24 protein-coding genes and 1 tRNA gene are annotated in these 25,294 nt (G+C 48.6%); 11 read left to right on the top strand and 14 right to left on the bottom strand.

Features of this window, described 5'->3' with window-relative positions:
- Window positions 1-200: 200 nt before the first annotated feature.
- From Q1B04_RS15605 to Q1B04_RS15590, 4 genes are all read left to right on the top strand, one after another.
- On the top strand, window positions 201-752 hold the full coding sequence (locus tag Q1B04_RS15605) for a YkvA family protein (protein ID WP_299760443.1): 552 nt from the start codon (window positions 201-203) through the stop codon (window positions 750-752).
- Between the two features lie 17 nt (window positions 753-769).
- The gene (locus Q1B04_RS15600) at window positions 770-1,066 is read left to right on the top strand and encodes a hypothetical protein (protein WP_299760441.1); all 297 of its coding nucleotides are present in this window, start codon (window positions 770-772) and stop codon (window positions 1,064-1,066) included.
- A gap of 262 nt (window positions 1,067-1,328) precedes the next feature.
- Window positions 1,329-2,069 (top strand): SprT family zinc-dependent metalloprotease, encoded by a 741-nt coding sequence (locus tag Q1B04_RS15595; RefSeq protein ID WP_299760439.1) that lies wholly within the window; start codon window positions 1,329-1,331, stop codon window positions 2,067-2,069.
- Between the two features lie 116 nt (window positions 2,070-2,185).
- Window positions 2,186-2,734 (top strand): hypothetical protein, encoded by a 549-nt coding sequence (locus tag Q1B04_RS15590; RefSeq protein ID WP_299760437.1) that lies wholly within the window; start codon window positions 2,186-2,188, stop codon window positions 2,732-2,734.
- 757 nt (window positions 2,735-3,491) lie between these two features.
- On the opposite strand, the gene Q1B04_RS15585 is transcribed toward Q1B04_RS15590, so the two are convergent.
- The 8 genes from Q1B04_RS15585 to Q1B04_RS15550 all read right to left on the bottom strand — a co-directional run bounded on the left by Q1B04_RS15585 (window position 3,492) and on the right by Q1B04_RS15550 (window position 13,381).
- The gene (locus Q1B04_RS15585; protein ID WP_299760435.1) at window positions 3,492-3,746 is read right to left on the bottom strand and encodes a phosphopantetheine-binding protein; all 255 of its coding nucleotides are present in this window, start codon (window positions 3,744-3,746) and stop codon (window positions 3,492-3,494) included.
- Window positions 3,747-3,750: 4 nt separating this feature from the next.
- A complete protein-coding gene (locus tag Q1B04_RS15580; RefSeq protein ID WP_299760433.1) occupies window positions 3,751-7,167 on the bottom strand; it encodes an efflux RND transporter permease subunit in 3,417 nt (1,138 codons plus the stop codon).
- A gap of 19 nt (window positions 7,168-7,186) precedes the next feature.
- The gene (locus Q1B04_RS15575; protein WP_299760431.1) at window positions 7,187-8,338 is read right to left on the bottom strand and encodes an efflux RND transporter periplasmic adaptor subunit; all 1,152 of its coding nucleotides are present in this window, start codon (window positions 8,336-8,338) and stop codon (window positions 7,187-7,189) included.
- 34 nt (window positions 8,339-8,372) lie between these two features.
- On the bottom strand, window positions 8,373-9,743 hold the full coding sequence (locus Q1B04_RS15570) for a TolC family protein (protein ID WP_299760429.1): 1,371 nt from the start codon (window positions 9,741-9,743) through the stop codon (window positions 8,373-8,375).
- Window positions 9,744-9,776: 33 nt separating this feature from the next.
- Window positions 9,777-10,409: a TetR/AcrR family transcriptional regulator gene (locus Q1B04_RS15565; protein ID WP_299760427.1), complete on the bottom strand. Its 633-nt coding sequence runs from the start codon at window positions 10,407-10,409 to the stop codon at window positions 9,777-9,779.
- Between the two features lie 271 nt (window positions 10,410-10,680).
- Window positions 10,681-11,424 (bottom strand): response regulator, encoded by a 744-nt coding sequence (locus tag Q1B04_RS15560; protein ID WP_299760425.1) that lies wholly within the window; start codon window positions 11,422-11,424, stop codon window positions 10,681-10,683.
- Window positions 11,417-12,445 (bottom strand): histidine kinase, encoded by a 1,029-nt coding sequence (locus tag Q1B04_RS15555; RefSeq protein WP_299760423.1) that lies wholly within the window; start codon window positions 12,443-12,445, stop codon window positions 11,417-11,419. The genes Q1B04_RS15560 and Q1B04_RS15555 overlap by 8 nt, the downstream gene beginning before the upstream one ends.
- A gap of 96 nt (window positions 12,446-12,541) precedes the next feature.
- Window positions 12,542-13,381: a DUF5668 domain-containing protein gene (locus Q1B04_RS15550; protein WP_299760421.1), complete on the bottom strand. Its 840-nt coding sequence runs from the start codon at window positions 13,379-13,381 to the stop codon at window positions 12,542-12,544.
- Window positions 13,382-14,069: 688 nt separating this feature from the next.
- On the opposite strand from Q1B04_RS15550, the gene pheS reads away from it, so the two are divergent.
- From pheS to Q1B04_RS15530, 4 genes are all read left to right on the top strand, one after another.
- Window positions 14,070-15,095 (top strand): phenylalanine--tRNA ligase subunit alpha, encoded by a 1,026-nt coding sequence (pheS, locus tag Q1B04_RS15545; RefSeq protein ID WP_299760419.1) that lies wholly within the window; start codon window positions 14,070-14,072, stop codon window positions 15,093-15,095.
- A gap of 174 nt (window positions 15,096-15,269) precedes the next feature.
- On the top strand, window positions 15,270-16,130 hold the full coding sequence (locus Q1B04_RS15540) for a 3-hydroxyacyl-CoA dehydrogenase NAD-binding domain-containing protein (RefSeq protein WP_299760417.1): 861 nt from the start codon (window positions 15,270-15,272) through the stop codon (window positions 16,128-16,130).
- Window positions 16,120-16,542 carry a Rieske 2Fe-2S domain-containing protein gene (locus tag Q1B04_RS15535; RefSeq protein WP_299760415.1) on the top strand — a complete coding sequence of 141 codons (423 nt, stop codon included), beginning with the start codon at window positions 16,120-16,122 and terminating at the stop codon, window positions 16,540-16,542. Before Q1B04_RS15540 ends, Q1B04_RS15535 begins: the two co-directional genes overlap by 11 nt.
- Window positions 16,543-16,676: 134 nt before the next feature.
- Window positions 16,677-16,750: transfer RNA gene (locus tag Q1B04_RS15530), tRNA-Asn, on the top strand.
- Between the two features lie 292 nt (window positions 16,751-17,042).
- Here the strand turns inward: Q1B04_RS15530 and Q1B04_RS15525 are convergent.
- Together Q1B04_RS15525 and Q1B04_RS15520 are read right to left on the bottom strand one after the other, a co-directional pair.
- Window positions 17,043-18,251: a threonine synthase gene (locus Q1B04_RS15525; protein WP_299760413.1), complete on the bottom strand. Its 1,209-nt coding sequence runs from the start codon at window positions 18,249-18,251 to the stop codon at window positions 17,043-17,045.
- 75 nt (window positions 18,252-18,326) lie between these two features.
- The gene (locus Q1B04_RS15520) at window positions 18,327-19,232 is read right to left on the bottom strand and encodes a LysR family transcriptional regulator (RefSeq protein WP_299760411.1); all 906 of its coding nucleotides are present in this window, start codon (window positions 19,230-19,232) and stop codon (window positions 18,327-18,329) included.
- 539 nt (window positions 19,233-19,771) lie between these two features.
- Between Q1B04_RS15520 and Q1B04_RS15515 the strand changes: the two genes are divergently transcribed.
- From Q1B04_RS15515 to Q1B04_RS15505, 3 genes are all read left to right on the top strand, one after another.
- Entirely contained in the window at window positions 19,772-20,488 is a 717-nt protein-coding gene (locus tag Q1B04_RS15515) for a ferritin-like domain-containing protein (protein ID WP_299760409.1), read from the top strand.
- Between the two features lie 14 nt (window positions 20,489-20,502).
- Window positions 20,503-21,330, top strand: a complete 828-nt coding sequence (locus tag Q1B04_RS15510) for a ferritin-like domain-containing protein (protein ID WP_299760407.1) — start codon at window positions 20,503-20,505, stop codon at window positions 21,328-21,330.
- A gap of 676 nt (window positions 21,331-22,006) precedes the next feature.
- Complete coding sequence (locus tag Q1B04_RS15505) at window positions 22,007-22,177, top strand: hypothetical protein (protein ID WP_299760405.1); 171 nt, start codon at window positions 22,007-22,009, stop codon at window positions 22,175-22,177.
- Between the two features lie 59 nt (window positions 22,178-22,236).
- Here Q1B04_RS15505 and Q1B04_RS15500 read toward each other — a convergent pair whose 3' ends face one another.
- The 4 genes from Q1B04_RS15500 to Q1B04_RS15485 form a co-directional block, all read right to left on the bottom strand.
- The gene (locus Q1B04_RS15500; RefSeq protein ID WP_299760403.1) at window positions 22,237-22,845 is read right to left on the bottom strand and encodes a sterol desaturase family protein; all 609 of its coding nucleotides are present in this window, start codon (window positions 22,843-22,845) and stop codon (window positions 22,237-22,239) included.
- A gap of 102 nt (window positions 22,846-22,947) precedes the next feature.
- Window positions 22,948-23,454: a shikimate kinase gene (locus Q1B04_RS15495; RefSeq protein ID WP_299760401.1), complete on the bottom strand. Its 507-nt coding sequence runs from the start codon at window positions 23,452-23,454 to the stop codon at window positions 22,948-22,950.
- 93 nt (window positions 23,455-23,547) lie between these two features.
- Window positions 23,548-24,651, bottom strand: a complete 1,104-nt coding sequence (locus tag Q1B04_RS15490; protein WP_299760399.1) for a BT_3928 family protein — start codon at window positions 24,649-24,651, stop codon at window positions 23,548-23,550.
- A gap of 86 nt (window positions 24,652-24,737) precedes the next feature.
- On the bottom strand, window positions 24,738-25,292 hold the full coding sequence (locus tag Q1B04_RS15485; protein WP_299760397.1) for a DUF1599 domain-containing protein: 555 nt from the start codon (window positions 25,290-25,292) through the stop codon (window positions 24,738-24,740).
- Window positions 25,293-25,294 lie beyond the last annotated feature (2 nt).

Raw genomic sequence — 25,294 nt, 5'->3', positions numbered from 1 at the left:
TGAGACAATGATACGAGTGGCTATGATTCACTTGATGCTTAAAAAATTATCAAAATAAAATCAAAACAGCCTCTAAACTATAACAATTTTATAGAGACCAAGTATAGGAAGGTTACCGTTTGTTTAAGCAAATTGCACCGAAATTGGCAAGGGCACAGACCAGGCTATCACAAACACAATTAGTATAAGCACGTACAATAATGACAGAGAGCAAAGGACCAGAAGGCAAAAAGGTGGCAGAAAGCCCCATTTTTAAGAAGATCTTAGAAAAAGCGGAAGCCTACCTGAAGCACCCTTCGGAGGTGGCCAAACTGATAACGGCAACGCTTAAAAAAGCCACGGCTAAAAAAGGTGTAGGCGCACTGGCCGGCGAAGTATGGGAAAACCTGCAGCTGCTTTCGCGCATGCTAAAGGCGGCAAGCACCGGCGAGTACAAAGGCATACCTACCGCTACACTGGTAGGTGGCGTGGCCGTACTGATTTACTTCCTGATGCCAATAGATATAATACCAGACGTAATTCCGGTGGTGGGCCTGCTGGACGATGCCAGTTTGCTGGCCTGGTTCATGGCAAGTATAAAATCAGAGCTCGACAAGTTTAAAGAGTGGGAGGCTTCACGCCCCGTTAAAGTGGAAACTAAAGAAACACAGCATGGCGCTGAGCAGCATACTTCTGATGTGTCTTTTGGCACACCTAAGTATAGCGACCGCTCCGCCGGCGACATACAGACAGAAACAAATATTAACTATTGATTTTAAATACGATAACTATGGAAGCAAATAAAAAAGATTGGGAGAAAACAGCACAGGATGCTAAAGGAGATTTAAAAACAGGCCGCATTCCGGACAAACACACCGGGGAGCAATACCGCAATGTAAGCGATAAAAACCGCAACGACCCGGCTCCTGCGGAGGGAGAGCCAGAGCAGGGCAAACAGCAAAACAGCCCAAGCGCAGACCACAACTCTGAATCCGGAGAAAAGTCGAACCGCGCCTCTACCACCGATAGCAGCCGCGAGCCTAAAAACCCGAACGACGACCTGCCAACCGGCGGTAACGTACGCTAATTATTAAACACAGAAAAGCAGAAGCGCCGACAGCCTGTAAAACGGATTGTCGGCGCTTCTGCTTTTGTACTATATATAGCTTTGGCAAGTATAGATTATTATCTTAAATGACCTTGCCAACTGTCTTTATCTACCGTAATATAGCACAATATCCATACATGAATTTAATAAAAAAGCCACAAAAGCTTATCTCTCAGGCTTTTTTTAATTAAATTAATAACTATCTTTGGCTATAAGAATTTGTACTTTTAACTTTTAGCCAGTGTCTTCATCATTCTTACGTCTTACATCCGTCAATTTAGATATCGACGGTATCGGAAAGGTGCTGTTTGAGCGGAGTGACAAAGCCAAACGCCTGAGTATCAGCGTACGCCCTTTAAAAGGCGTGCGGGTGGCAGTGCCGCCGCATATCAGCTTTGAGAAAGCAGAACAGCTCATTTACACCAAAGCCGACTGGATCAAAGAGCATCAGTCGCGTATGCAGCAGCAAGAGCAGCAGGTTACCGTGTATGACCACAACAGTGAGTTCAGCACAAAGCACCACACGCTACGCCTGCTCACCCATGCCCGCTACGATATGCGCTGCGTCCTTCAAAATGGCCACATCAATGTATTTTACCCAGCTTTCAAAGATGTCAGCGACGCTGATGTGCAGAAGTTTATACGCAAATCCATTGAGGAGGCTTACCGCAAGGAGGCCAAGCAGCACTTGCCGCAGCGTGTAGCCTACTTCGCCGATAAGTTTGGGTTTGAGTACCAGAGCGTGTTCATCAAGAACGCTAAAAGCCGTTGGGGCAGCTGCTCGCACACCAACAACATCAACCTGAACCTGCACCTGATGCGCCTGCCTGACGCTCTCTGCGATTACGTCATTCTGCACGAACTGGCACACACAGTTGAAAAAAACCACGGCCCACGCTTCTGGGCGCTGCTGGATAGTGTTTGCGGAGACGCCAGAGCACTCGACAAAAAACTGAAAGCTTACAAAATCTCCATCTTCTAAAGATCTGCCTATTATACTACTTTACTAAACTGATTTTTTATACTTCCTAAATTGAAAACAAAATGGCAACTGCTCCGGCTGCTGCTACACCGTACTTGTGCGTTTATAGTATCAAAATGAAAAAGGTTTTCCCAATTGCCTTTGTTCTGCTCATGCTTGTTCAGTCTTGCATTAGCCAGCAGCCAGCTATCCAAGATTATACTAAGCAAACTATTGTAATTCCATATCAAGTAAAAGAGGTGGTCATTGAAGATCACAGAACTGATAAGTTACCCATGAACTGGAAGCTACCGGTAATCTCGGCTAAGCAGTTTGAGGTAACCGGTAACCCAGATTTTACGGAAGATGATGAGCACCAATTAAAAGAATTTATAAAGCAGACACAAAATCCAGAAGGCGCTCCTTCTAAAATAACACTCCGGCTGATTGAGGGCTCTTGCAAAATTTATGCGGACTGGAAGCAGGCAACAGAATATGCTCAAGTTGCCGTAGAGCTTGAAGTGGAAGAATTAGAAGGTCAAAACATACTGAAAAGCAATTCAGAAGTGTTTTACGAGTATAACACTCTCAATGCGTTAGAAAAATCTGTTGTCAAGACTTACCAGACTGCTCTTAAAAACGCCACTCACCAATCGTTAGTGCAGCTAACCAAGCAGGTAAAATAAATAATCAAAAAGCGTTGCGGGCAAACCTGCAGCGCTTTTTGATTTTAAAGTATGGTCTGTCATTTTCTCTGCTGATTCGGATTTCCTGAGCTGTATTTTGGTAGCACCCAGCCTGACTGACCCTCATTTACCCCGCCCCGGCTCTCCCTTAAAAACAGGGAAGGGAGCACCTGCAGACGATTTTATACCCCTGCCCCCTTCGAAGGGATACTTGGTTTAAGCTCTGTCAGTTTATATCATCCAACCACCCCTAACCCCTCCTTGGCTAAGGCGGGGAATTTTACCCCACCCAGCCCTCCCCTTTTATAGAGGGCTCCTACCCCCAAAACCGGGGGATTCTGTTGAAGCTCCGTCAGTGGTGGCTATCGAATCTGACCCAGCCCTTGGGTGGGGGTAGGGGGCCTCGAAAAAGAGCGCCTTTGGAGTTTTTCCGGTGACGAACGCAGTGAGGCGGCCTGAGGCACGAGGAGAGGGCCCTTACCCCCGCAGGAAAAGCTCCCTCCAGGCCCGAAGGCGAGGCCTCCCTTAAAGAGGGCCCCTACCCCCACCTAGAGGGAGCCAAAGTATAAACTGAAACAAGCAGGTGGTAAAGCCGAGGATGAGTTGCAGCTAGAAAAGTATAACTTAGTTCAAAGTGAATCAAGCAGCGGCTATGTCAATCAATAAAGTTTATACACCAACATATATTAATCCAACCCATAAAAAAAGCCCCGGATCCAAGTCCCGGGGCCTCTGCTTTTAAAGTATAAATCCTGCGTTACTCGCTCACTTTCCGAATAGTGTGCGTTGCCACAAAATCAACAAAATCGCCCACAGTGTCTATCGGCACTTCATCCGGAATAGTGATTTGGAAGTTTTTCTCCAGCTCCAGGATGATGTCCACAACGTCTACGGTGTCGAAACCGAAGTCCTGCAGCATTCGCTCTGCCCACAGGCGCTCAGTCTTTATAGCTTTGGTTTTGCTAATGATACGGATAACCTCCTTCTCAATAGCGGTATCTGTTATAAGCATAGGGTTATAATGTGTATTCTCTAACTTTTCCGTTCACACGCTGCTCCTCCTGCTGTTGCAGTTTCAGGGCGCCGCGTTTTTTCTTTCCTATTAATTTATCTTTCAGTCTCTCGTTTAGCAGGTACATGACCGGCACAACCAGTAGCGTGATCAGCGTGGCAAAACCCAGGCCAAAAATGATAGTCCAGGCCAGCGGTCCCCAAAATGCCACACTGTCGCCACCCAGGAAGAAACCTGCTTCGAACTCTGTGAACAAAGTATAAAAGTTAAGGTTTAGCCCAATTGCCAGCGGAATAAGGCCAAGTATAGTTGCCGTAGCGGTAAGCAGCACCGGGTTCAGACGCGTTTTACCGGCCTCCACAATCGCTTCTTTCAATTCCCGGCCCTCACCTAGCAGCATATCAGTAAACTCCACAATCAGGATGCCGTTTTTCACCACAATACCGGCCAGCGCCACTATCCCTACACCCGTCATCACAATCGAGACATCCATACCGAAAATGGAGAAGCCCAGCAGCACACCGATAATCGAGAACAGCACCTCCGACAGGATGATGAATGGTTTCGACACGGAGTTAAACTGTGTTACCAGAATCAGGAAGATGATGCAAAAAGCCGCTACCAGCGCAATCAGTAAGAAAGCACCTGTCTCCTGCTGCTCCTCCTGCTCACCGCCCATACTTATCTCGTAGCCCTCCGGTGTTTCAAAGTTGTTCAACGATTGCTGTATCTGCTGCACCACCTCGTTGGCGTTGTAGCCGTCTAGCACGTTAGACTCTAGGGTTACCACACGCTTTAAGTTTTTGCGCTTAATGCCGCCGTACGTGTTAGAGTACTCCAGCGTAGCCACCGACGAAAGCGGAATCTGACGGATCAGGCCAGAGTTCATGTCGCGGTAGGTGATACGCATATCCATCAGGGCATCTATATTATCGCGGTAAGGCTCTGCGTAGCGCACCTGTATCGGGTACTCTTCCTCATCCAGCTTAAACTTAGAAGCCTCCGTACCGAAAATAGCCGTACGTACCTCCTGCCCAATCTGGCCTGTGCTGATGCCTTCGCGGTTAGCCCGCTCCCGGTCAATGTTCACTACAATCTCCGGTTTGCTGTCTTCCAGGTCAGAGCGCAGCTCTTCTATACCGCCAATGTTCTGCTGGTCTAAGTACTGCTCCACCTGCTTAGAAAGCGCAATCAGGCCTTCAAAATCCTCTCCGGCCACCTCAATGGAAATCGGTTTGCCCACTGGCGGGCCACCTTGCTCCTTGTCCACGGTGATATCTGCCCCCGGTATGCCTTTTACAGCCTCCCGTATACCGGTCAGGTAATCCGCAGTCGATTCTTCTGTTTCACGGTCTTTATACTCAACAAAGGCTACGGTAACCTTTCCTTTATGAGATTGTGCTGTGGTGGAGCGGTCGTTCTGATCGCCGGCGCCGATGGCCACGTTGGAGATAACGGACTCTACATCTGGATTATCTTGCCCGATAACACTGTAGATGCGTCTCTCTACCAATTTTGTAACAGAGTCAGTTACAGCCTGGTCGGTACCGATTGGCATGTTGATGTAAGTATAAACGAAGTTCGGGTCGCCGCTCGGAAAGAACTCTACTTTTGGCGGACGCAGCGCTGTAAGCACAACTGAAAAAATTAGCAGAACAATAATGCTCGCAAACACCCAAACCGGTCGCCAGCCCACCAACATCCAGCGCAGCAGCCGCTCGTAACCCGACATAAAGCGCGGTAACACACTACCCTGAAAGCTGGCGATTAAGCTATTGAGCACAAATTTGTTCAGCAGCACCAGTGCCACCAGCAGCACAGCCAGGTTAGCAGTACCGTACCAACCGGCTATGTAACCGATTATTGCCACTAAAAGGGCTAGGCCAACCAGTATCCAGAAAACCTTGCCGCCCCTTGCCGATGTCTCCTCCGCATCGTGCTTCTTCATGAAAGACACAGCAAAAACAGGGTTAATTACAAAGGCCACTAAAAGCGACGACATCAGCGTAACGATGAGCGTGATCGGCAGGAAGAACATGAACTTACCCACAATACCTGGCCAAAAAGCCAGTGGCAGAAACGGTGCCACGGTGGTAAGCGTACCGGCTAACACAGGCACAAACACCTCACCCGCAGCCGCCTTTGCCGACTTTGTTACATTTAGGTTGGTAGTATGGTAGATGCGGTGCGTGTTTTCGATCACCACAATGGCATCATCCACCACAATACCTAAAGCCAGCAGGAAGGAAAACAGCACGATCATGTTCAGCGAAAAGCCAAAAGTCGGCATCAAAATAAAAGCCAGGAACATGGAAATCGGCACCGACAGACCTACGAAAATAGCGTTAGTGGTACCCATAAAGAACATCAGGATAATGGTTACCAGCACAAACCCGATGATGATAGTATTAAGCAGGTCGTTCAAAGTATGGCGCGTTTGCTTGGACTGGTCGCCGGTGACGGTAACGTTGAGATCAGATGGCAATGCAGCGCCCTGCATCTCTTCTATTGTCTCACGTACTTTATCGGAGGCTTCAATCAGGTTTTCGCCGCTGCGCTTGATGACGTTAAGTGTGATAACCGGCTCGTTGCCTAAGCGCGCATAGCTCTCCTGCTCCTCAAACCCCTCCTTCACTTCTGCAATGTCTCTTAGCTTTATATTGGCACCGCCCAAGGATTGCAGCACAATATCGCCGATTTTCTCAGGGTCAGTATACTGGCCTGCCACACGTACCGAGCGCTTAGCCTCGCCTACCGTTACGTTACCCCCCGAAATGGTCATGTTCTCGCGGGCAATGGCTGTCGAAATGTCGTTGAAGGTAACCTGGGCAGCCTGCATTTTGTAGAGGTCTACGTTTACCTGTACCTCTTTATCCAGAGCGCCCACCATATCCACACGCGTAATCTCCGGGAAGGCTTCAAAGCGATCCTGCAACTCCTCGGCGTAATTCTTCAGCTGGTCCAGGCTATAATTACCCGACACGTTCACGTACATGATCGGAAACTCCGAGAAGTTTACTTCCTGCACATCCGGCTCTCTTGTTAAGTCGGTAGGCAGGTCGGTGCGCGCTTTGTCCACGGCGTCTTTTACCTGCTGCTTTGCATCCGCTACTTCCACATCTGTGTTAAACTCCACCACCACCATAGAGAAGTCCTGAATGGAGTTGGAGGTAACTTTCTTGACACCCGAAATTGCTTTGATCTCTTTCTCTATAGGCCGCGTTACCAGGCTCTCCATATCCGAGGGCGAGGTACCCTGGTAAATGGTGCTCACAAACATCGTCGGGATTACGATGTCCGGGAAGTTCTCTTTCTGCAGGTTGATGTAGGAGAAAATACCCGCCAGCGTAATGATGATGGTGATGATATAGATACTGGTCTTGTTATCGATCGACCAACTGGTTGGCTTAAACTGTTTCATAGTTTTATACTTTAAGGTATTACTTCTGGGTCAGGCTGCTTTCCGCAAACACCACCGGCTGCCCCTCGTTCACGCTCTGGTAGCCTGCTGTAATCACTTTATCATTTGCAGCCAAACCGCTGAGCACCTCCACCGTGCCCCCATAGTTCATGCCTGTCTCTATTTCCTTGCGCGTGGCCACATAGGCGTTTCCTTTTTTCTGGGCAACATACACATAGCTGGATTTCTCGTCTTTCTGCACCAGGTTTACCGGCAAGGTCACTACGCCTTTATTTTCATAGTCTTGGATGCGGACTACAGCCACCATGTTTGGGCGAAGTGTAATGTCGCTGCCGTTCTGCAGGCGCAGCTCTACGGTAAAGGTGCGGCTAGTTGGGTCAATGAAGTTGCTTACCACTTCTACATTTGTTGTCACCTCTTTCTTCAGGTCCGGGAAGTACACCACGGCCTTGTCGCCTTTGCTGATCTTGCTTTGGTAAGCTTCCGATACTTCGGCCACTATTTTGCCGTCCTGCAGGTTAACTACCCGAATAATACCCACCCCCGGCGACACAGCTTCTCCGGCATTCGGTTTTACCTCATCTACCACCCCGCTGATAGGTGCTTTGATATTGTACTGATCCCGCTGCTGCTGCAGGGTTGCCAGGTTACGCTCCAGTGCCTCCTTGTTGTTTTTGGCCGTCAGGTACTGCATCTCTGTTCCTATTTTTTGGTTCCAGAGGTTCTGCTGCTTCTCAAATGCAATGTTTGCCAGGTCGAGGCGGGTTTTCACTTCGGCTATGTTCTGTTGCAGCACCTGCGCATCGATGGTAGCCATGGTTTGCCCTTTACTTACACGATCGCCGCGCTCCACGCGCATACTTGTAAGCACACCCGGCACTTTGGCGCTCACCATTACGTTCTGTGTAAAATCCACGCGGCCCTGCACCTCCAGGTAATGCCGGAAGGTATCCTGCTCCAGCGCCGTTACTGACACAGGCACTGTTTTCTGCTGCGCTGCTACTGTTTTGCCTTCAGCTTTCAGCTCGGCCTCCAGTTCTTCTATCTGCTCCTGTAGGCTTGCCTGCTGCTCCTTCAGCTTTTGCAGTTGCGCCTTTTTATCGGTGCCGCCGCCGCAAGAGGCCAAGCCAAGTATACATGCAAAGGATGCGATTGCTATGATTCGGTTCATGGTTGGTAGTAGTAAGGTTGGTTTTTCGATAGTTTTATTTTGTCAGTAGTGTCCCGGTAGCTTTCTCCAGGTTTACCTTCGCAATGAGGGCATCGTACATGGCGGCGTAGTAGTTAGTCTGCGCCTGACGCAGGTCTGTCTCGGCGGTTACCACCTCCAGGTTTGTACCTACGCCCTCCTGAAACTTGATCTTCGCCACGCGAGCGATATCCTCGGCTAGTGCCAGGTTCTCCTGCTGCGCCTTCAGCACATCCAGGGCGTTCGTGAGTTCTGTGGATGCCTGCTCCAGCTCCAGGTCTATACTTTGGCGCAGCGTCTCGAAACCCAGCTTTGTGTTTTCCAGCCTGATTTTACCCTGCTGCACCTGGTAGTGCTTGCGCAAACCATCAAAAATCGGCACTCTGAGCTGTGCGCCAACAAAACCATATTCGAGGTAATTGCTTGTAGTTGTAATCTCTTTAAACTCGTTACTGGCCGCGTTATAACCGTAGCGCGCATTTAAGTATAGTTTTGGCAAATAACCCGAGTTTATGTTGCGCAGGTCCAGTTCGGCAAGGTTCTGCTGTGTTTCCAGGAGAGAATACTCTATGCGGTTGCTGTAGTTGAAGTTTTGCGGATGCAGCTGGCTCATGTCTACGTCTACCTCAGCCAGCTTATCGGTAAGCAGCACAGGCTGTTTCTGAGGCAACCCCATCTGGAACTTGAGCAGGTTTTCGCTCAGCTGCAGCAGGCGCTCTGTTTTCTGCTGCTCCACTTTCAGGTTATTCAGCTGCACACGCAGGCGGTCTACGTCCAATTTCTCGGCCACACCGTTTTCAAACATAATGCGGGTTTGAAACAGCAGCGTGTCGAGGCGTGTGATGTTTTGCTCCAGCAACTCTATTTGCTCACCACTCACCAACACGCCGTAATAGGCTTTGCTCACCTGCTCTGCCACCTCAATCTCACTCTGCGCAGTGGTTTTGCGCGATAGCTCTGTATAGGTTTTAGCCGCCTTCAGCCCAATCAGATAAGAGCCGTCAAATAGCAGCTGGCTCGCCGTAATAGTGGCGTTGCTGGTATAAGCTGGTGTAAAAGTAACAGGCACAAAAGTACCTGGCTGCGGCGAATTAGGGTCGTCAGGGTCGTTGAAAAACTCTGCCGGCAAAAAGCTCTGCTGTTGTACAAAGTTATCACCTGCATCCAAAGTAGCGTCTATCTGCGGCAGGCCCATGGCGCGTATCTCGCCTACCCTGGCTTTGGCGCTTCGCTCCTCGTTGCGGGTGGCCTGCAGGCTGGCGCGGTGCTGCAGGGCGTAATCTATACTTTCCTGCAGGCTGAAGCGCATCGCCTCCTGCTGCCCCTGCGCATAGCTTGTACCGCAAAAGGTAAGTATGGCTATTAGCAGGCTAATCTGTTTTTTCATAATTTATTTTGCTTGGTAGTAGTTGGGTAGTGATTATTCCTCTTCAGTTATTTGCTTGTACTCGTTTATCAGCTTGTGCCCTTTTAAAGTGGCCATGCCGAGCATGTAATGCTCCAACACCGCCAGCTGCACCTGCTTGATATCAAAGTCGTGCGGCGGAAAAACCTCCGCGTTAAATGGCAGCTCCAGTATAGCCAGACGCATACGTGCCATTACCTCTACATCCAAATCCTGCCGAAACAGACCTTCCTGCATGCCCCGCACAATATTCCCTTTCACTTTTTCCAGCATAAAGCTGTTCTTGTGCCGCATCCACAGCTCCCAGCTGTCGCGGTGGTATTTCTGCAGATCATGGAAAATAGAAGGGTGGATTTTAGAAAACACCTGCTTTGTCAGCTTCATGATCTGGAAGAGTTCATCAATGGCATTAGTTGCCTGCTCAATAAACCCTTCGCAATCGTGCTGAATGCAGTACAGGTAATCTGATGTGGAGTCGTATACTACCTGGTCTTTGTTCTTAAACCACTTGTAAAGCGTTTTTTTCGACATGGCCAGGTGCTGGGCAATATCATCCATAGACACGCTCTTGATGCCTCGCTGACAAAACATGCTAAAGGCACCCTGTAATATCTTCCTCTGAATCTCGGTTCTTTCTGCTGTCTCCATATTCTAAATCAGGAGCAAAACTATGGAAACATTTTTCATTTTGAAAGTTTCCACCCTTATTATTGGTCAACAAACCAAAGCCAATACTGTTTGTTTGTAGCTAATTTACAACCACTTATATTAAGATAATTGGTTGTAAGGAAAACTATATTTTTGACCAACAGCAGTGTTATGCCGACTAACGTCTGCAACTGGTATAGCAAGGGGCGGCTATACTTCAGGACAACGCTGGCAGGCAACGCAGCAGATTTATAATGTTAAGCTTATGTTATTAAATACCCAGCACTGTGCGTAGTTTGCTGTAGCCGCTTCGGCTCAGGGGCACACGCACCCCGCTTTTAAGCAGGGCCACATGGCTGTCTTTCTCCAATGGTTCTATTCGGGTAAGTTGGCTAAGCGGGATAATGTAGGAGCGGTGCACACGCACGAACTGCTTCGGGTCTAGTACCCGCTCATAGTAGCTCATGGTCTTCTTTTTTAGGAAAAGGCCTTCAGCTGTGTGCACCTTTACGTAATCGTCGTAAGCTTCTAAGTATAAAACATCTTTAACAGGTATAATCCGGATGTCGTTGGCGGCCTTTACTACGATGCGCAGCTGCTCTTCGGGCTGTTTGGCGGGTACTTCGCTCAGGCTTTCTGCGTTGGTTTCCGGTGCGATTATACTTCGCTTCTCCAGCCACTTTTTTACGGCGGCATCAAAGCGCTCCTGGCTGAAGGGCTTGAGCAGGTAATCTACGGCGTTGGCTTCAAAAGCTTTGAGGGCATACTCGTCAAAGGCGGTGGTGAAGATAACGCCCGGTGCCTGCTCCACCAGCTCCAGCATCTCAAAGCCATTTATCTTGGGCATCTGTATATCCAGGAATACCAGGTCGGGCTGGTGCTGCTGTATAGCTTTTATGCCTTCAAACCCATTACCGCACTCTTGTACTACCTGTATTTCCGGGTGCTTTTGCAGGTACTCTACCACAATGGTGCGGGCCAGCGGCTCATCGTCTATAACTAAACATTTAATCATTTTTCTGAGGAATTTTGATGCTGGTGATAAACTGATCTTCCTGCTGGCGGGTCTGCAGCAGGTCCTGCCGGGCGTAAAGCAGGTAGAGGCGGCGTTGCACAGAGCTAAGTCCGAAACCGGTGCCGCGCTGCGGGCGGGCAGTGGCGGCATCGTAAGGGTTTTGCACCTGCAGCAGCAGATGATGGTCCTGGGCGGTGGCTGTTATACTTATTACGGTGTCGCCCACGGTGTCGTAGAGGCCAAACTTAATGGCATTTTCTACCACGGGCTGCAGCAGCAGGGCAGGCAGTCGCATGTTCATAGTTTCGTCTTGTACTTTAATGGCAGTTTGCAGGCGGTGCCCGAAGCGTACTTTCTCAATTTCCAAGTATAGCTCCAGGTGCTGCAATTCGTCGGCGAGGCTTACCTGCTGCTGGTTGTCTTTGCGCAAGGTGCCGCGCAGAAAGTCTGAGAGCTGCTGTATCATATTCCGAGCCTGCTCCGGCCTTGCCACCACCAGCGCCGAAATGGAGTTGAGGCTGTTAAACAGGAAGTGCGGCTGCAGTTGCTGGCGCAAAGTATGAAGCTCTGCCTCCCGGGCCAGTTTCTCGGCGGCGGCCTTTCGCTGCTCGTCCTGCTGCCGCTCCAAAGTATAAAACCAGAACCAGCTCAGGAGCAAAAGCAGCAGCACCATCAGCCATGTAAATACAAAACGCACCGCCAGCGTGGCATCCACAAAATCCAGGTATACTTCATCCCCCTGGGAGGCGCGTGTCGTGACCCAGTAAAAAACCACTGTGCTGAGCGCAGCCAGGCCCATGCTCCAACCCAGCAGGTAGGCTGCTTCTTTTATACTTGGCTGATAGAAACGCAGGCCTGTGCCCATGGCGTAAGCTCCGGCAGTTAGCAGCAGGTTGGTGAGCAGCGCATCAGTGGCGGCCACCCTCAGGCTAAACCCCACCGACCACAGCAGCACTGCCTGCACTGCCGCCCACAGCAGCGCCCAGACAAGATAAGCAAGTATAACCCGGCTCGGAGACATGGTTTGGAGTTAGAGAGTTTAGGAATTAAAGAGTTGTAGAGATGCTACACCGTCAGTCCTTACTGATTATGGAGTGAGGCATCGAACAGCTTTACTTTAGTAGCTTTTGATGTTGAGGCCTCCGAAAAGGGTGGTGCCTTTTATAATCAGCACTTTATTCAGGTCATAGCCATCAGTCAGCATGGGGCGTTTATCCTCGATGCCACCCAGAATGGCTACCATTTCAGATTTTACCTGCCAGTGCGGCGGAATAATGAGCGTGGTTCCGCCGAAGATTTGTGTTGCCTCCAAAACAACAGGATGCTGTATATCAGCCTGGCTCAGGTTTAGCTCGGTGCCGCCGAACACACTCACCACTTCGCCTCCCAAAAAGTTTTTAGAGATGATATTCTTTTTGATGCCTCCAAGTATGGCAGTAGCGTCTACAATATCTTCGGTGGAGTAGTAGCTGTTGCTTCTGTTGTCTGGCTCTTGCTCGGCACTTTCGGCGCTGTGGGTATACGCATGCTGTTTTCTGTCTGCCTCGTTTCTGTCCGGCTCTGGTTGGTTAAAGCGATGATCCTGGCGGTTACGCGGCTTCAGCATGACCCATAAGCCAATTCCAATCAGCAGGATCGGCCAAAAATATACCCGGATGTTGAAACCTGTAAACAGGTCGTTGATCAGGAATACGGAGCCGATGAGTACGAGTACTAACCAACCCGACTTACGGAAATTATGCCGAAAGCCGATGAAAAGGCCAATTACAATCAGGAGCATCTGCCATGAGAAGACCCAGTAAGGCAGAAAGAAAATGTTGAGTTTTGAGGCAAGTATAACCACACCCACTGCAATCAGCAGCAAGCCTGCCAATACTTTCCCGCTGGTGCCTCTTCCTCGGTTATTCGGCCAGTTGTTACCGTAGTTGCTGCTTGGTGTTTGATTCCTGTTTTCCATAGTTCCTTTTCTTAAGTTTATGATATAAAGGTACTGTATATAAGCCTGCGTGTCTAGGGGCAATAGGCAGGGCCGGCAGAGAAGTCGGTAAGCTGCAGGCTTGCGTCGGTAAACTACGAAGTATATAGTGGTTCTGCAATTTACCGATGGTAGCGTATAGTTTTACTGACTGTATTTTGTCTTGCTTAGCCGCTGCTTCCGGCAACTTGGAATAAGCTATACTTACTAGCTGCTGCTGATCCTCGGCTTCATAAACCGCTTGTTTCACCTCTGGCTTTGGCTCCCTCTAGGTGGGGGTAGGGGCCCTCTCCTCGTGCCTCGGGCTGCCTCACTGCGTTCGTCACCGGAAAAACTCCATAGGCGCTCCTTTTCGAGGGCCCCTACCCCCACGGAAAGACTAGGATCAGATTCGATAGCCACCACTGACGGAGCTTCAACAGAATCCCCCGCCTTAGACAAGGAGGGGTTAGGGGTGGTTGGATAATACAGCTGACGGAGCTTTCCAAAGTCTCTCTTTGAAGGAAAGAAGTTATTGGACCTTGGCCTGCAGAGAATCCTGTGTATCCAAACATCCTGTAAATCCTGATTCAGACAGTTACAAAGTATACTTCCTCCCCCTAACTTGCGTACCAACTCAGAATTACCTAAATAGAGCCAGAACACGCCAAATTATTTATCTTTGCATATTATGGTGGAGAACATACAACAAGTAGCACAAGAGATAGAGTCGGCTGCGCTAAGCAACGCTGCCGAGCTGGAGCAATTCCGTATTGCGTATATAGGCCGCAAGGGCCGCATTGCAGACCTTTTCAACAACCTGAAAGAAGTCGCGCCGGAGCAGCGCCGCGAGGTAGGCCAGCAGCTGAACACGCTGAAAAACCGTGCCCAGGAGCGTTTCGACCAGGCACAGGAGCAGCTTGCCAGCGCCACGGACAACTCAGGCGATACAGGCTTCGATTTTACGTTGCCAACTATTCCGAACACGCTGGGCACACGCCATCCGCTCTCGCTGGTGCGCCAGGAGATTGTGCGTATTTTTGAGCGCATCGGCTTTAACGTATCCGAAGGCCCGGAGATGGAAGATGACTGGCACAACTTCTCTGCCCTGAACTTCCCGGAGAACCACCCGGCCCGCGAAATGCAGGATACTTTTTTCCTGAGCGAAGATAAGGAGCGACTGCTGCGCACCCATACTTCCACAGTGCAAGTGCGCCTGATGGAGAACAACCAACCGCCGCTGCGCAGCATTATGCCAGGCCGCGTGTACCGCAATGAGGCAATCTCGGCGCGCGCACACATGGTGTTCCATCAGGTAGAAGGGCTTTACGTAAACAAAGGCGTTAGCTTTAAAGACCTGAAAGAGACTCTGTATTACTTTGCCAAAGAGATGTTCGGGCAAGACACGCAGATCCGTTTCCGCCCGTCGTTTTTCCCTTTTACAGAGCCAAGCGCCGAGATCGATATTACCTGCTTTATCTGCAAAGGCGAGGGCTGCAACATTTGCAAAGGCTCTGGCTGGGTAGAGATTGGCGGTTCCGGCATGGTAGACCCTGCTGTGCTGCAAAGCTCCGGCATTGACCCGGAAGTATACTCTGGTTTCGCCTTTGGTATGGGCATCGAGCGTATAACTATGCTGAAGTACCAGATAAAAGACCTGCGCCTCTTCACCGAGAACGATGTGCGCTTCCTGCGCCAGTTTGAAGGGGTTATTTAATTAATTGTTGATTGTTAAATTGCTGGTTGTTGAGCTTCGCAGGTAGTATACTTAAGCTTTTATTTGATCTCGAGAGACTCTTTTGATAAAGGAAGCTTAAGCTAAAAGTATAAAAGCTGACGTTGATTAATCAGAACAACAATTTAACAATCCAACCATATAGCAATTAAAATTATGAAGCTGGAGGATATCAAAACCATAGGTATAGTTGGGGCCGGAACCATGGGCCAGGGCATTGCCCAGATCTGTGCGCAGGCAGGGTATAAAACCATCCTGTTCGATATTAACGCACAGGTACTGGAAAAGGCGCAGCAGACCACGGTAAAGAACTTGGACAAAGGCATAGAACGTGGCAAGTTGACCGAAGCCGATAAAAAAGCGACCCTGGTTAACCTAAACTATACCGGCGATACCCTTCAGCTAAGCTGCGATGTGATTATTGAGGCGGTGGTAGAGCGGCTGGAGGTGAAGCAAAGCATCTTTCAGGAACTGGCCAGTATTAACACGCCCGATACTATACTTGCTTCCAACACGTCCTCTATACCAATCACCCAGGTTGCCGCTGCCGTACCTCATCCGGAGCGTGTGGTGGGCATGCACTTTTTTAACCCGGCCCACATCATGAAGCTGGTGGAGGTGATCTCTGGTGCTGCTACCTCGCATGAAACCGCTGAAACTATAAAACAGCTTGCCGAAAAGCTGGGCAAGACTGCCGTAATGGCCAAAGACTCGCCGGGCTTTATCGTGAACCGGGTAGCGCGTCATTTTTACGTGGAGGGCCTGAAACTGCTGGAAGAAGGCGTTGCAGATGTAGAAACCATAGACAAACTCATGCAGGCCAGCGGCTTTAAAATGGGACCTTTTGAACTCATGGACCTAATTGGTGTTGATACCAATTATTCCGTAACCACCTCCATGTTCGAGGCTTTTCATTATGACGCTAAATTCAGACCAAGCCGTATACAGCAGCAGAAAGTGGATGCCGGGTACCACGGCCGCAAAACCGGAAAAGGCTTTTATACTTATGAAAAGTAAGCTGTTGCTACTGCTGCCTTTGCTGGCCATACTTGTCAGTTCCTGCAGCAAAGACAGCAGTAACAACCCTATTATACCAAATGTGCCGGTAAACACGCAGCTAAATGTTAGTAGCCAACTTTACCCTGACCTGCGCCAGGATGGAGGCTATGCTTACCTGCCCGAAGGCTACAAAGGCATTGTTGTGGTGCGGCAGAATGCCGGCAGCTACTTCGCTTTTGAGCGCACCTGCACTTACGACCCAACAAATGATTGTGTGTTGGAGGTTGATCCATCGAGGCTGTACATTACCGACCCCTGCTGCGGATCTCAGTTTAATATGCAAGGCCAGGTAATAGGCGGTCCGGCTATTAATGCGCTTAGAAAGTATACAACATCGCTTGTAGCTTCTACGCTCTATGTTTCTAATTAAATTTTTCAGGTTGATTTACAGCAAATTATACCTTTTTTAAAGATTTTTTTGAGGCCACACTTGCGTATTAAGCTTTACTGCCGTAATATTGCATCATCAAACGGCGGTAATAACGCCACTGATAACGTCGATATTCCTCCTTAGCTCAGTCGGTTAGAGCACCTGACTGTTAATCAGGGGGTCCCTGGTTCGAGCCCAGGAGGGGGAGCAAAAGCCACTCAGCAATGAGTGGCTTTTTTGTTTTATACCTACCTGTATATCCTAGCATGCATGATGCCTTCAGGAAATTGAAAACCAGCCAATGTATCCCGCAAACTGCCCCGAGTAAACTGTAGAAGCCACTAATGTAGCAAGCACTAGAATCTTACACCGCCTCCCTTCCTACATATTAAAAAAGTTCCTCTCGGAGATTCAGCCTCTGGAGCTGTTCCTCCGAAAGGAACTCAGGAAAAGAAGCATTTGGTTACTTCTACATTACTGCATAGTAACAGCTGTGTATATTATACTTTATATTTGCCTTCTACATTATCCATATACTTTTGCCCTGAGCCAGTGTTGAGCAACAGCACCTGCTCTTGCGGAAGAATGTAGCCAGAGGCCAGCATCTTACGTGCGACTATCCACAGGGCGGCTCCCTCTGGGGCAACAAAAAAACCCTCTGACTTGCCTAGCTCCTGCATACCGAGCACCATTTCCTCCTCCGTTATACTAATAGCTGTTCCCTCCGACTGAGAGAGCGTCTTTAGCATGAGCTGTTCTCCTATTGGCCTGGGTACGGCAAGACCGTTGGCGATGGTAGGTTTACCCACATAATCTCGTGCGCTTTGCTGCCGCCCAAAAAAAGTCTCAACCAAAGGCTTGCAGTTTTCAGCCTGCACCGCAACCATTCTCGGCAGCTTGGCTTCTGCCGGGAGCCAGCCAATGGCCTTCAACTCACGGAAAGCTTTCCAGATACCGATAAGGCCCGTGCCGCCGCCGGCAGGATAAAGTATAACATCAGGCAGCTGCCAGTCGAGCTGTTCGGTTATTTCGTACCCCATTGTTTTCTTGCCTTCCAACCTGTAAGGCTCTTTCAGGGTAGACACATCCAGCAAAAAGCCATCGGCGTTTAGCTCTCCTGCTTTGGCGGCACAGTCGTTTATCAGACCATCTACGAGGTGCACCTCTGCCCCATACCACAAACATTCTTCCCTGAAGGCCTTTGGCGTGTGCCGCGGCATTACTACTACAGCCTTCATCCCTGCCCGGGCGCAGTAGGCCGCCAGCGCCACACCCGCGTTACCGGCAGTTGGAATTATACAGCCTTCCTGCCCAAACTCCTTGGCTTTAGAAACGGCCATGCTCAAGCCGCGCGCCTTAAAGGAGCCGGTAGGATTTTGGCCTTCGTCTTTCAACAGCAGCTCCTTAAAGCCATACTTGCCGGCTAGCGCCTGGAGAGAGAGAATAGGAGTGAAACCTTCGCCAAGGCTCACAATGTTTTCTTCCCCGAGCACAGGCAGCAGCTCTCGGTAACGCCACATTGTGCCAGGGCGGCTATAAAGTGTTGCTTTATCGAGCGGCTCTTTAAGATCATAGTTTGCCAGCAGTGGCATATGGCAGCACGCGGAAAGTTTATGAAACTCAAAGGCTGAGTAAGATTTGCCGCAGGAGGAGCACTCTAAAGAATTGATCAGACTTGCAGTGGCAGTATTATGGATTACTGTGTTCATGTTATAGCAGGTATACTTTTACTTAGGCAAGTAGAGTATTTGCTATGAACCAACAAAAGGGAAAAAAGGAATAGCTTATTCCGTTTTGGAATACCTTTGTTTCATGAACCTCATGAATTCTCTGTAGGGAGAGTTGTTCTCGGTGCCCTTTCGCTGGATAAAATTAAAGTTCCTCTTAACGGTAAGCCCCTCTATAGGGAGCTCTACCAACTCACCCGACTCCAGTTCCTTTAGCACGGCCTGCCGCGGCAGAAAGGCAAGGCAGGTATCTACCCGCACAAAATTCTTTAGCGCCTCAGTACCGCCCAACCTGATTTTGATGGTTAAGTCAAGCAGCCTTACTTTCTTTTTCTCGAGCGCCGCCGCCAGCACCGCTAGCGTACCCGAACCCGGCTCGCGAAGGGCAAGTGGTATATCATAAAGATCTTTCAGTTCCAGCTGCTGCTTTTTCAGGGGGTTTTTGGAGGAGCAGACCGCTATCACCTCGTCTGTGAGAAAGGGAGTATACGTTACGTTGCTCAACTTATTAACACCTTCCACAATACCTAAATCTATCTCATGCTCCAGTAAGGCCTTGACGATGTTCTCGCTGTTGCGGTTTTTCAGGGTAAGCTGCGCGTTGGGGTTCTGCTGCAGAAACGCCGACAAAACAGGTGGCAAGATGTACAGGGAAATAGTGGTGCTTGCACCGATAACCATACTTATCTGAGGCGAGAAGTGCTCGTTCAACTCACTGAACTCCTGATGGAGCTCTTGCTGCAGCTGCTTTGCCTCCAGCAGCTTTTGGTACAGCAGTTTTCCGGCTGCTGTCAGGCTTATGCTGTTGCCGCTCCTCTCAAACAGTCCCGTTTTATAGTACTCCTCCAGCCTCTTTACCTGCTTACTAATGGCCGATTGGCTAATAAAAAGCGCCTCGCTAGCCTTTGTAAAACTCAGCACCCTGGCCACTTCCATGAAGATCAAATGTTTGTGTGACAGCATAAACGTGGTAAGTTGAACAGTTCTTTTTCAGCTTTATTGGTTCGGGAATTAAAACATCTTTGTACCTCCCAAGCCTTTACTAAAGGCGGAAATTTTGGCGTTTCTTATACCCGTTTTAAGTTACTCAAAATGCAAGAGTAACATCAAAAATTCTCAAGTTGGTTTACTCTTATAATTGAGAGCAAAATTTTACACAATCCTGCCCTTTGAAAAGGTGGATTTGCCTTTCTCTAAGAAAAAACAAGTGTTCACTTACAAAAATACAACATTAACAGCTTGTTTGGTTTACTCACTCCAATTCTACAGCAGCTGAGGCGTATGTATGCTGCAACACAGTAAAAATCAGCATTTTATATTTAAAACACTTATACATCCGGCAGCTAAAGCAATGAAACTGTAAAGACTTGCCTGAATTAACATAAACCTTAAATGCGATAATTGGGCATTTAAAGTTTAAGAGTTTCATGCTGCTCCAAGAGGCTAACTTATCAATATTATTATGTAAACAATTATTTTATTCACAATTAAAACAGCTTAATATGTCAAATTTTGTCAATTTGAAAAGAAGGGGCTTCAATCCTGAAGGGGGACACAACTCCTCCCGCAGGTCCTTTCTACAGTACAGCGGGGCCGCACTGGCCACATCCGCTATTCTGCTCTCCGGCTGCGAGATGTTAGAGGATTATATCCCACCTAAAAACCCCAATTTCCCTGATAAGGTGAATTTAGGCAGCGGTGATATTGGCATCCTCAACTATGCTTATGCCCTGGAACAGTTAGAAGCAGCTTTTTATACTAAGGTAGCATTGCGTGGCTTTTACTCGGGCGCCTCTCTTGAGGAGATAAGGGTACTGGACGACCTGCGACAACACGAGGTGGCCCACCGCGAATTTTACGAGGCTGCCTTGGGTAATAAGGCTATCGGCAAATTAGAATTTGACTTCAGCTCGGTTGACTTTAGTAGCAGAGAAAGTGTGCTGCAGACGGCTAAAACCTTTGAAGACCTTGGCGTAGCCGCTTATAACGGAGCAGGTCCGCTTCTTAAAAGCTCAGATTTACTGGTGGTAGCAGGCAAAATCGTTTCTGTGGAGGCGCGGCACGCCGAAGCCATTTTTGACTTGATTGCCCCGAACGAAGCCTTCGTAGACTTTATAAACGACGGGCTGGAGGAGGCCCTGCCACCATCGCAGGTGCTTCAAATGGCATCTCCATTTATCGTGACAGAGATTGATGCGAGCAATTTACCTAAATCTTAAGAGGAGGACATATTATGGATTTCATAAAGCTATTTAACTCTTTTAACATAGAAAATAAGTCAGAAGAGGAAGTGGACATCTACATGTCCAGAAAAGAGGCATTCCGGAAAATGGGAAGCCTAACCAAAAAAGTGGCGCTTGCTTCATTGCCAGTGGCGGCCTTCACTATGATGCCGAAAATGGCTTTTGCAAAAAGCAGTGATGTAGTAGGTGTGCTTAAGTTTGCCTTAGCCTTAGAGAGGCTGGAGTACCAGTTCTACATCCAGGGTGTAAACTCAGGTATTATAAGCAACGCGCACCAGAATGTCTTTATTTCTATTCGTGAGCACGAGCGCATCCATGTGGAACTGCTGGAGGCTACTATCCAATCTTTAGGCGGCAGCCTGGGTGATGTGCCAAGTAAGTTCGATTATACGGCAGGAGGAGTTTTCCCGAGCCCATTCGGCAACTATCAACTCTTCCTGGCTCTTTCACAGGCCTTCGAGGATACGGGTGTAAGGGCTTATAAAGGCCAGGCTCCGAACCTGATTGAGAACGACGATTTGCTGAAGGTTGCCTTACAGATACATGCGGTGGAAGCTCGCCATGCTTCGCAGGTAAGGCGCATCCGTGGCCGCAAGGGCTGGATAACAGACGAAGATTACGACGGCATTGATGGATTTGGAGGAACGTTCATGATGGCCAGCAGCGCAGTATACGCCGGCGAGAAAAACACCAAGCACGCAGGAGTAGAGGTTACTGACGTGACAACAGTGCCGGTGATGGCTGTTCGGGAGGCTTGGGACGAGCCGTTGTCGATGGAAATGGTGCTGGATATTGTAAAGCCGTTTATTGTTTCCTGATAATAATCACTACATCAATAAATTAATGCTTACTTCAATACTAACTATAAGCACAACAAGTATAGGTCTGAAAGGATCAGTTGGCAAGGCAGCCCCTCTTGCCAAAGAAGTAACCGCTGCACAGTTAGACGTTTTCTATCCTGGCACAATCAATTGAGTTGTATGAGCATAGGGCGGAAAGCGGGTTAACTGAAGTGAGCTTGAGCATTGATAAAAGTATAAATCGTTGTTGCCTAGATCAAATAGGCTACAGCGGCAAAAAGTCGCTCCTTGTTAAAGAGGAGCGACTTTTTTTGCTACTTGGCTTCTTTATGGTTCTTGTACCTGGCTGTCAATAGGCTCGAAGCAATCAGAACAATTCTATTTGGAGGCTATATTTATACTTAAAGCCACGCTAGCTAATGAAATCACAGTATTTCACTTGAAGGGGCATCATGAGCTAGTTCGTTTTGGCATTCTGAGGCGCCAGTCTATCAGCCTGTTTATCGATAAAATCTCCTGTTCCAGATATAAAGTTTCATCAAAACTGCCTATGTAAAGCAATGGCTTTATTCGCGCTGCTAAACTTTTAAGCGCCATATCAGTACATACAAATGGCAATATCATCATGTTTAGCGTTGGTTAGCTCTTTTGCCATACTTACTTATAGCTAGCGCAATAACTAAAGTATAAAACTATGAAAAATATAAAACCGTTTCTGATGGCAGTGCTCGTGCTGCTAACCTTTACCATGAGTAGCTGCGAGCTGGTAGGAGATATTTTTGAGGCCGGCATGTGGACAGCCCTGATTATTATTGTGCTGATCGTACTGCTGATCTCCTGGCTTTTCCGAAAGTTTAGAAGATAAACGAAATGAAAAAGGAGCCCTTAAGGCTCCTTTTTTTTATGTATTATACTTTCGATAAACTATTTATTTCGTTTCGGCATAGTGCCCAGTATATAATCCCATAGCGGTGAAGACACGCCAAAGGCTTTGTCATGGTCTTTATAGTGGTGGATACTGTGGTTGATCCAAAGCTGCTTCAGGAAACTTTTGGGCGGCGGATAGGCATGCACTATGTAATGCACCCCAAGATACATGGCATAGCCAAATAACATTCCGGCTACCACCCCAAACACAAACGTGCCAAAGACTATCTTAAAGATAAAGAAAAAGGCGGAAGCGTAAAGTATACTTACCACCGGCGGCATAGCCAGGCGCTTTTTGTCTTTAGGATACTCGTGGTGGTTTCCGTGAAACAGATACTGCAAGCGCGCCTTAAACGGCGTATTGGTATCCATATGGAATACGTAACGGTGCGCCAGGTACTCCATCAGCGTAAAAATAAACCAGCCTAGGAAAAAGAACCCAATGGCTTCCAATATATTGATAAATCCATTAGTTATACCATAATAAACCAGCCCCGTAGCTATGATCAGAAAAATTGAGATAGGCAGGGCGATGTGCGTTCTGGTCATCTTCTCCAGAATCGGATTTTTAAAAAGCTGTGCGCTTCCTTTGTGATTAGGTTTCATAGTTAGATTTTGCTGTATCGGTTAACGCTGCAAAACTACTTAAATTTTAAATTCAGGCCACATTTAGCAGCCGGTCGTATTGCTATTAACGAGGTGTGTCTGCTATAGGTTGAGCAGGCGCAAAAAGGTTTCGGTTGTGGCGTTGGCCCCAGATAAAGTATGGGTCGCGCGTTCGTAGAACTGCTTTCGATGGGCTAATGTTTCGGTAAGGTATAAATTTAATTCTGCGGGGTTCTTGCCAGCCAGCAACGGGCGCTCTGCCTGCCCCTGCGCTAACAACCTATGCACCAGTTGGTCAACAGGCACTTTCAGGTAAAAACTTACCCCAAACTGGTTAATAAATCCGATGTTATTAAAGAAGCAGGGCGCTCCTCCTCCGGTAGAAATGACAGCCTTTTCATACTTCCGCGCCACTTCTTCCAGCGCCTCCCGCTCTAACTTTCTGAAGAACTCCTGCCCCTGCCGCTCAAAAATTTCTGCTACGCTTTGCCCCTGCTGCTGCACAAGGTACTCGTCAAGGTCTATAAAAGTATAGCCGAGCCGCTGCGCCAGCTGCCGCCCCAGTGTGGTTTTGCCACTGCCCATCATGCCTATCAGGAAGATTCGCATCGGGGGGTAGGAGTTAAAAAGTTATAGCGTTAGAAGGTTAGAAAGTGGGGAGTGGGAGAAGCCAGCACTATGCAGCTAGTGACTGACAATTAACTACTCCTCATCTGTCAGCAGTTCCTGCACCTCCTCCATCTCCGGCGTGTCGTTATGGTGCCATTTACCTTTTACGGTGCCATCCTGCAGCAGCACCAAGCCAGGGTTAGACCGAATAATGGTTTTAAGCACGGTGCCGTCGCCGAAGTAGTACGGCACGGCCAGATTTACCTCGTGCCGGAAAGCCTCAAAGTCTGCGGCACTGCTGCTGGTTACCACCATCGGCGTAATACCAGCCGCCTCAGCAGCTTTTACTAGTGCGTTTATGTCTTCAAAACTCTCCTGCTTGGCCTTCGCCACGCTCTGCACTATAATGAGCAGCTTCTTACCTATCAGCACCTCTTGGGTAAAGTCGCCATCATCGTTCCAAACATTAAAGTCGGTTATTTTGGGTCCGGCTTCGGGGTTTATTGCCACCATCTCTTTAAAAGTATAAGTGGTGTCCATTGGATATTCTTCAAACTCCTCTTCCTGCCCGGCTTTGGTCATCACATACTTGTACTGCAGCGGAGCGGACGGGCGCATGAGCTCCGGAATATTGTTTCCCTCCTTATATGCCCTAAAGTCGATGTACGGCAGGTGCTCGTAAGCGTACCAGCCCACCACTACCGACAGCGCCGCTGTAATAATGGTTATGATAGCCCCAGAGGAGGCACGCATGAAAGCCGGCAGGTACTGTTGCGTAAACAGCAGCACCATGATCATCACCAGCAGCACCACATCTTTTGTAAACGACTCCCATGGCGTCAGCACAATGGCATCGCCGAAACAGCCGCAATCAGTCACTTTATCAAACCAGGCTGAGTAGAAGGTGAGAAAGGTGAAGAACACGATCATGAGCAGCAGCAGCCACAGCACCAGTTTAAGTTGGTAACGTACCAGCAGTGCCACGCCCAGCACAATTTCTGCCGCACTCAGGAAGATGGACAGAAACAGCGAGTAAGGCTCAAAGCTTTTGAAAAAAGGCGCAATATCTGTAGAGAAAACCTCGAAATACTCCTCCAGTTTTATAGCCGTTCCTACTGGGTCGTTTATCTTGATCAGGCCCGAGAAGATAAAAAGCACTCCTACAAACAGCCAGAAAAATTTACTTATAAACTTCATCTTATGAGTTAGAGAGTTTAAGAGTTAGAAAGTTAGAGAGTTTAGGAGTTTACTCCCACTGCTGGTGCGAGCTTGCAGCTCGTACCTTAGCCGACCTTCTCCGCATAGCCGGATTTTATGAGCGCAAACACAGCATAGTTGATCATGTCGCGGTAGTTGGCCTCCACGCCCTCCGATATCAGCGTCTGGCCCTCGTTATCTTCAATCTGCTTAGTGCGGTAGAGCTTCATCAGGATAATATCGGTAATGGAGCTTATGCGCATGTCGCGCCAGGCCTCACCGTAATCGTGGTTCTTGGCATTCAACAACTTGATGTTCTCTTCTATGTGGTGGGTATACTCCCGCTCCACCTCGTCAGCAGACAGGCTCAAGGGTGCACCGGCAGGCAGGTTCAGTTGCATCAGCGCGATAACACAGTAGTTAATGATGCCCACAAACTCGCCGTTGATATCATCCTCCACCATTTGCTTGCCCTTCTCTTGTATGGAGCGGATGCGTTGCGCTTTGATAAAGATCTGGTCGGTAATGGAAGGCAGCCGAAGCACGCGCCAGGCGGTGCCATAGTCCTTTGTCTTTTTTACAAACGTGTCTTTGCAGCGCTGAACTACCTGATTATATTCCTGCTGTGTTTGACTAATCAACT

The sequence above is a fragment of the uncultured Pontibacter sp. genome (assembly GCF_947495565.1).
In the GTDB taxonomy this organism is placed as follows: Bacteria; Bacteroidota; Bacteroidia; order Cytophagales; family Hymenobacteraceae; genus Pontibacter.
This window is presented reverse-complemented; position numbering and strand designations above follow the sequence as displayed.

What these genes read in the sequence shown, in the direction of transcription:
- Q1B04_RS15535 (WP_299760415.1), top strand. Translation starts at nt 16,120, where the DNA reads ATGAAAAGTAAGCTGTTGCTACTGCTGCCTTTGCTGGCCATACTTGTC.
- Q1B04_RS15590 (WP_299760437.1), top strand. Translation starts at nt 2,186, where the DNA reads ATGAAAAAGGTTTTCCCAATTGCCTTTGTTCTGCTCATGCTTGTTCAG.
- Q1B04_RS15580 (WP_299760433.1), bottom strand. Translation starts at nt 7,167, where the DNA reads ATGAAACAGTTTAAGCCAACCAGTTGGTCGATCGATAACAAGACCAGT.
- Q1B04_RS15565 (WP_299760427.1), bottom strand. Translation starts at nt 10,409, where the DNA reads ATGGAGACAGCAGAAAGAACCGAGATTCAGAGGAAGATATTACAGGGT.
- Q1B04_RS15490 (WP_299760399.1), bottom strand. Translation starts at nt 24,651, where the DNA reads ATGAAGTTTATAAGTAAATTTTTCTGGCTGTTTGTAGGAGTGCTTTTT.
- Q1B04_RS15505 (WP_299760405.1), top strand. Translation starts at nt 22,007, where the DNA reads ATGAAAAATATAAAACCGTTTCTGATGGCAGTGCTCGTGCTGCTAACC.
- Q1B04_RS15600 (WP_299760441.1), top strand. Translation starts at nt 770, where the DNA reads ATGGAAGCAAATAAAAAAGATTGGGAGAAAACAGCACAGGATGCTAAA.
- Q1B04_RS15575 (WP_299760431.1), bottom strand. Translation starts at nt 8,338, where the DNA reads ATGAACCGAATCATAGCAATCGCATCCTTTGCATGTATACTTGGCTTG.
- Q1B04_RS15585 (WP_299760435.1), bottom strand. Translation starts at nt 3,746, where the DNA reads ATGCTTATAACAGATACCGCTATTGAGAAGGAGGTTATCCGTATCATT.
- Q1B04_RS15555 (WP_299760423.1), bottom strand. Translation starts at nt 12,445, where the DNA reads ATGTCTCCGAGCCGGGTTATACTTGCTTATCTTGTCTGGGCGCTGCTG.
- Q1B04_RS15560 (WP_299760425.1), bottom strand. Translation starts at nt 11,424, where the DNA reads ATGATTAAATGTTTAGTTATAGACGATGAGCCGCTGGCCCGCACCATT.
- Q1B04_RS15500 (WP_299760403.1), bottom strand. Translation starts at nt 22,845, where the DNA reads ATGAAACCTAATCACAAAGGAAGCGCACAGCTTTTTAAAAATCCGATT.
- Q1B04_RS15540 (WP_299760417.1), top strand. Translation starts at nt 15,270, where the DNA reads ATGAAGCTGGAGGATATCAAAACCATAGGTATAGTTGGGGCCGGAACC.
- Q1B04_RS15510 (WP_299760407.1), top strand. Translation starts at nt 20,503, where the DNA reads ATGGATTTCATAAAGCTATTTAACTCTTTTAACATAGAAAATAAGTCA.
- Q1B04_RS15520 (WP_299760411.1), bottom strand. Translation starts at nt 19,232, where the DNA reads ATGCTGTCACACAAACATTTGATCTTCATGGAAGTGGCCAGGGTGCTG.
- pheS (WP_299760419.1), top strand. Translation starts at nt 14,070, where the DNA reads ATGGTGGAGAACATACAACAAGTAGCACAAGAGATAGAGTCGGCTGCG.
- Q1B04_RS15550 (WP_299760421.1), bottom strand. Translation starts at nt 13,381, where the DNA reads ATGGAAAACAGGAATCAAACACCAAGCAGCAACTACGGTAACAACTGG.
- Q1B04_RS15525 (WP_299760413.1), bottom strand. Translation starts at nt 18,251, where the DNA reads ATGAACACAGTAATCCATAATACTGCCACTGCAAGTCTGATCAATTCT.
- Q1B04_RS15570 (WP_299760429.1), bottom strand. Translation starts at nt 9,743, where the DNA reads ATGAAAAAACAGATTAGCCTGCTAATAGCCATACTTACCTTTTGCGGT.
- Q1B04_RS15515 (WP_299760409.1), top strand. Translation starts at nt 19,772, where the DNA reads ATGTCAAATTTTGTCAATTTGAAAAGAAGGGGCTTCAATCCTGAAGGG.
- Q1B04_RS15605 (WP_299760443.1), top strand. Translation starts at nt 201, where the DNA reads ATGACAGAGAGCAAAGGACCAGAAGGCAAAAAGGTGGCAGAAAGCCCC.
- Q1B04_RS15495 (WP_299760401.1), bottom strand. Translation starts at nt 23,454, where the DNA reads ATGCGAATCTTCCTGATAGGCATGATGGGCAGTGGCAAAACCACACTG.